Consider the following 5,237-nt stretch of genomic DNA (forward strand, 5'->3'; position numbering starts at 1 on the left):
CGACGCTGCTGGTCTCCATTCCGTTCACCGTGCTGGTCGCGTTCACCCTCAACATCCTGTTGCGCGAGATCGGGGCGGCCGACTTGTCCGGCGCTGGAACGGCTTTCGGCACCATCACCCAGTTGGGTCCGGTGGTGACGGTGCTGGTGGTGGCCGGTGCCGGGGCCACGGCGATCTGCGCAGACCTGGGCGCTCGAACCATCCGTGAGGAAATCGACGCCATGCGGGTGCTGGGCATCGACCCGATCCAGCGCCTGGTGGTGCCCAGAGTGCTGGCCTCCACCGTGGTCGCCCTGCTCCTCAACGGCCTGGTCTGCGCGATTGGCCTGTCCGGTGGCTACGTCTTCTCCGTCTTCCTGCAAGGAGTCAACCCCGGCGCGTTCATCAACGGGCTGACCGTGCTCACGGGGCTGCGCGAACTGGTCCTCGCCGAGGCCAAAGCGCTGCTGTTCGGCGTGATGGCCGGGCTGGTCGGGTGTTATCGCGGCTTGACCGTCAAGGGCGGCCCCAAGGGCGTCGGCAACGCGGTCAACGAAACTGTCGTCTACGCATTCATCTGCCTGTTCGTCATCAACGTGGTCATGACCGCCATCGGCGTGCGCATCACCGCGAAGTAACGACTGAAGACGATCAAGCGATGGTGAGCACAGGATGAGCTACGACGCCACAATCCGCATTCGTCGTTTCATGTCGAGGCTGCAGGAGCCGGTCGACAGCTTCGGCGAGCAGGCCCTCTTCTACGGCGAAACTCTCCGCTACGTCCCCAACGCCATCACCCGCTACCGCAAAGAAACGATCCGCAACATCGCGGAGATGACCCTGGGCGCCGGGGCGCTGGTGATGATCGGCGGCACGGTCGGCGTCGCGGCCTTCCTGACGCTGGCATCCGGTGGCGTCATTGCGGTCCAGGGCTACTCGTCTTTGGGCAACATCGGCATCGAGGCGCTGACTGGCTTCCTCTCGGCGTTCCTCAACGTCCGCGTCGTGGCGCCGGTCATCGCGGGTATCGCGTTGGCGGCCACCATCGGCGCCGGCGCCACCGCCCAATTGGGTGCCATGCGGGTCTCCGAGGAGATCGACGCCGTCGAATGTATGGCGGTGCACTCGGTGTCGTATCTGGTGTCGACCCGGCTGATCGCCGGTCTGGTCGCGATCATTCCGCTTTACTCGCTGTCGGTGCTGGCGGCGTTCTTCGCGGCTCGCTTCACCACCGTCTTCATCAACGGGCAGTCGGCCGGCCTGTACGACCACTACTTCAATACCTTCCTCATCCCGTCCGACCTGCTGTGGTCGTTCTTGCAAGCCATCGTCATGTCGATAGCCGTCATGCTGGTGCACACCTATTACGGCTACAACGCCGGTGGCGGCCCGGTGGGCGTCGGCATCGCAGTCGGCCAGGCCGTGCGGACCTCTCTGATCGTCGTTGTGGTCATCACGCTGTTCATCTCGCTTGCCGTCTACGGCTCGCAAGGCAACTTCAACCTCTCTGGGTAAGGACCCGCGACTCACATGGCAAACACCGGATCTCGGCGCACCTCGGTGCGGGTGGCAGCAGCAGTGCTGGCCGGCCTGCTGGTGGCCTTTGCGGTGTTGACCTACCTGTCCTACACCGCGGCTTTCACCTCGACCGACACGGTCACGGTCTCTTCACCGCGGGCCGGATTGGTGATGGAAAAGGGCGCCAAGGTCAAGTACCGCGGGATCCAAGTCGGCAAGGTCGAAGAGATCGCCTACAGCGGTGACCAGGCCCGGCTGACATTGGCCGTGAACAGCCAGGACATGCACTTCATCCCGTCGAACGCGACGGTTCACCTGGCCGGCAACACGATCTTCGGTGCCAAGTCGGTGGAATTCATTCCGCCCCAGACGCCGTCGGCAACGCCGCTGCGTCCCAACGCGCATGTGGAAGCGTCGGCGGTGCAGCTGGAAGTCAACACGCTGTTCCAGTCGCTGATCGACTTGCTACACAAGGTTGACCCGGTTGAGCTCAACGGAACGTTGAGCGCGCTGTCCGAAGGCCTGCGCGGCCACGGCGACGACCTGGGTGCGACGCTGGCCGGCCTCAATACCTTGACGCGCCAATCCAATCCGAAGCTACCCACGCTGCAGGAGGACTTCCGCAAAGCCGGCATAGTGACCAACGTGTACGGCGACGCCGCCCCCGACCTCAACACGGTGTTCGCTAACCTGCCGACCATCAACAAAACCGTCGTGGACGAACAGAAGAACCTCAACAACACACTGCTGGCCACCATTGGGCTAGCCAACAACGTCTACGAAACGCTGGCACCCGCCGAGCAGGACTTCATCGACGCGATCAACCGACTGCGCGCCCCGCTGAAGGTGGCCTCCGACTACTCACCGGAGTTTGGTTGCCTGTTCGCCGGCATCGACCGCGGCGTCAAGGAATTCGCGCCGCTGCTCGGGGTGCGCAAAGCCGGTCTGTTCACGTCGTCGAGCTTCGTGCTGGGCTCGCCGTCGTACACCTACCCGGAGAGCCTGCCGATCGTCAATGCCTCCGGCGGCCCGAATTGCCGGGGGTTGCCGGACATTCCGACCAAGCAAACCGGCGGGTCGTTCTACCGGGCGCCGTTCCTAGTCACCGACAACGGCAATATCCCCTACGAGCCGTTCACCGAAGTGCAAGTTGATGCGCCCTCCACGCTGCAGTTCTTGTTCCACGGCGCCTTCGCGGAACGGGACGACTTCTGATGGCGCCCGGTGGCATGCCGTCGCACCGGTCGATGGTCATCAAGGTCAGCATCTTCGCCGCGGTGATGCTGCTGGTGTCGGCGGCGCTGGTGGTGGTATTCGGCGACTTCCGGTTTGGCTCGCAGAGCACTTACCACGCCACCTTCATCGACGCGTCCCGGTTGAAGCCGGGCCAGAAGGTGCGCATCGCTGGCGTACCGGTTGGTGCGGTCAAGGGCGTAAAACTCAACCCCGACAACACCATTGACGTGGAATTCGGTGTTGACGAGCGCTACACGCTGTACTCGTCGACGCGCGCGGTGATCCGCTACGAAAACCTGGTGGGCGACCGGTTCATGGAGATCACCTCGGGGCCGGGTGAACTGCGCAAGTTGCCGGCCGGCGGAACCATCAACTCCCAGCACACCCAGCCCGCGCTCGACCTCGACGCACTGCTGGGCGGGCTCAAGCCGGTACTCAAAGGTTTGGACGCCGACAAGATCAACACCATCAGCAGCGCGGTCATCGAACTGCTGCAGGGCCAGGGCGGGGCGTTGAACAATGTGCTGTCCGACACCAGCTCATTTACCACGACGCTGGCCAAGCGGGATCAGCTCATTGGCGACGTGATCACCAACCTCAACACCGTGCTGGGCACCATCGACCAACGCAGCGCACAATTCACCAACAGCGTCGACCAGTTGCAGCAGCTGATCACCGGGCTGGCCAAGAATAAGGACGCGATCGCCGGCGCCATTCCGCCGCTGGCCTCGACGACGACGGATTTGACCGAACTGCTGCGCAATTCGCGCCGGCCGTTGCAGGCGACATTGCAAGCGGTGCGTCCGTTGGCCACCGAACTCGACAACCGCAAGGCCGAAGTCAACAACGATGTCGAGCAACTCGGCGAGGACTACCTGCGTCTGTCCGCGCTAGGTGCGTACGGGGCCTTTTTCAACATCTACTTCTGCTCGGTGACGATCAAGATCAACGGACCCGCCGGCAGCGACATCTTGATTCCCATGGGCGGCCCGGTCGATCCCAGCAAGGGGAGGTGCACCTTTGCCAAGCAGTAAACGAGACCGTGATCCGCTGCGCACCGGCATCTTCGGCGTGGTGATAGTCGTCTGCGTCGTGCTGGTCGCGTTCGGCTACAGCAAGTTGCCGTTCTTCCCGCAGGGCAAGACCTACTACGCCTACTTCAGCGACGCGGGCGGCATCAAACCAGGTAACTCGGTGCTCGTGTCCGGTTACAAGGTCGGCAAGGTCTCCGAGGTCAGCCTGGCCGGTGACAGCGCCAAAGTCACCTTCGAGATCGATCGCAAGGTCGTAATCGGTGATCAGTCACTGGCCGCAATCCGCACCGACACCATCCTCGGCGAACGCTCCGTCTCGGTGAGCCCGGCCGGTGCCGGTCAGACGACGACGATTCCGCTGAGTCGCACAACCACCCCGTACACCCTCAACGGCGCGTTGGAGGATCTTGGCCGTAACGCCACCAACCTGAACAAGCCGCAGTTCGAGCAGGCTCTGCGGGTCTTGACTGACACGCTGCACGACGCCACCCCTCAGCTGCGGGGGGCGCTGGACGGTGTGACGTCCTTATCGCGCGCTCTGGATAACCGCGACGAGGCGCTGCAGGGTCTGTTGGCGCACGCCAAAAGCGTGACCGGGATGCTGGCCGAACGCGCTGGACAGGTCAACAAGCTGATCGACGACGGCAACGAGTTGTTCGCCGCGCTGGACGAACGGCGAGCGGCGTTGAGCGCGCTGATATCCGGCATCGAAGGGGTGTCGACGCAGATCTCGGGGTTCGTCGCCGACAACCGCAAAGAGTTCGGGCCCTCGTTGAGCAAGCTCAACCAGGTGATCGGCAATCTCAACGAGCGGCGCGACTACATCACCGAGGCGCTCAAGCGCCTGCCCTCCTACGCAACCACCTTGGGTGAAGTGGTCGGTTCCGGACCGGGCTTCAACGTCAACGTGTTCGGCGCGATCCCGGCGCCGGCGATGGCGATGCTGTTCGACTTCTTCTACCAGCCCAACAAATTGCCCGCCAGCCTCGCCGACTACCTGCGCGGAATGATTCAGGAGCGGTGGATCATCAGGCCGAAGTCACCATGACGACCAAGCAGAAGTTCGGCCGCAAGGGGATACGCACCGTCACCGTCGTCGCGTTGGTCGCGGCGTTGATCGGCGGTGCCTATGTGCTCTTCTCCGCCGGTGACAGCGGCCGGAAGATCACCGCCTACTTCACCTCTGCCGTAGGCATCTATCCCGGCGACGAGGTCCGCATCCTGGGGGTGCCGGTTGGGACGATCGACACCATCGAACCGCAGCCCAACGACGTCAAGATCACCATGAATGTGTCTACGGGCGTCCAGATTCCGCGCGACGCCCAAGCCATCATGATGTCGCCAAACCTGGTGGCGGCGCGGTTCATTCAGCTGACTCCGGCCTACACCGGCGGGGCGGTCCTGCCCGACGGCGCCACGATCGACCTGTCGCGGACCGCGGTCCCGGTGGAATGGGACGAGGTCAAAGAG

General features: G+C 63.5%; 6 protein-coding genes. All 6 read left to right on the plus strand.

The genetic code is table 11. From position 1 onward, the window contains the following. Positions 1–617 (plus strand): ABC transporter permease (locus tag A9W95_RS12625; RefSeq protein WP_067412850.1); only part of this gene is annotated, 617 nt, incomplete at its 5' end. Between the two features lie 34 nt (positions 618–651). Beyond that, positions 652–1,494, plus strand: a complete 843-nt coding sequence (locus tag A9W95_RS12630; RefSeq protein WP_067412853.1) for an ABC transporter permease — start codon at positions 652–654, stop codon at positions 1,492–1,494. A 15-nt stretch (positions 1,495–1,509) separates the two neighbouring features. Continuing rightward, positions 1,510–2,712, plus strand: a complete 1,203-nt coding sequence (locus tag A9W95_RS12635) for a virulence factor Mce family protein (RefSeq protein ID WP_067412855.1) — start codon at positions 1,510–1,512, stop codon at positions 2,710–2,712. Then, positions 2,712–3,767 (plus strand): MCE family protein, encoded by a 1,056-nt coding sequence (locus A9W95_RS12640; RefSeq protein WP_067412858.1) that lies wholly within the window; start codon positions 2,712–2,714, stop codon positions 3,765–3,767. The genes A9W95_RS12635 and A9W95_RS12640 overlap by 1 nt, the downstream gene beginning before the upstream one ends. After that, positions 3,754–4,815 (plus strand): virulence factor Mce family protein, encoded by a 1,062-nt coding sequence (locus A9W95_RS12645; RefSeq protein WP_067412861.1) that lies wholly within the window; start codon positions 3,754–3,756, stop codon positions 4,813–4,815. Before A9W95_RS12640 ends, A9W95_RS12645 begins: the two co-directional genes overlap by 14 nt. After that, positions 4,812–5,237 (plus strand): MlaD family protein (locus A9W95_RS12650; RefSeq protein ID WP_172826611.1); only part of this gene is annotated, 426 nt, incomplete at its 3' end. The genes A9W95_RS12645 and A9W95_RS12650, both read left to right, overlap by 4 nt.

Source organism: Mycobacterium sp. 1423905.2 (assembly GCF_001673155.1).
GTDB lineage: Bacteria > Actinomycetota > Actinomycetes > Mycobacteriales > Mycobacteriaceae > Mycobacterium.

Bases quoted from the DNA above. Each gene is read 5' to 3' on its own strand.
- A9W95_RS12630 (WP_067412853.1), top strand. From the start codon at position 652: ATGAGCTACGACGCCACAATCCGCATTCGTCGTTTCATGTCGAGGCTG.
- A9W95_RS12635 (WP_067412855.1), top strand. From the start codon at position 1,510: ATGGCAAACACCGGATCTCGGCGCACCTCGGTGCGGGTGGCAGCAGCA.
- A9W95_RS12640 (WP_067412858.1), top strand. From the start codon at position 2,712: ATGGCGCCCGGTGGCATGCCGTCGCACCGGTCGATGGTCATCAAGGTC.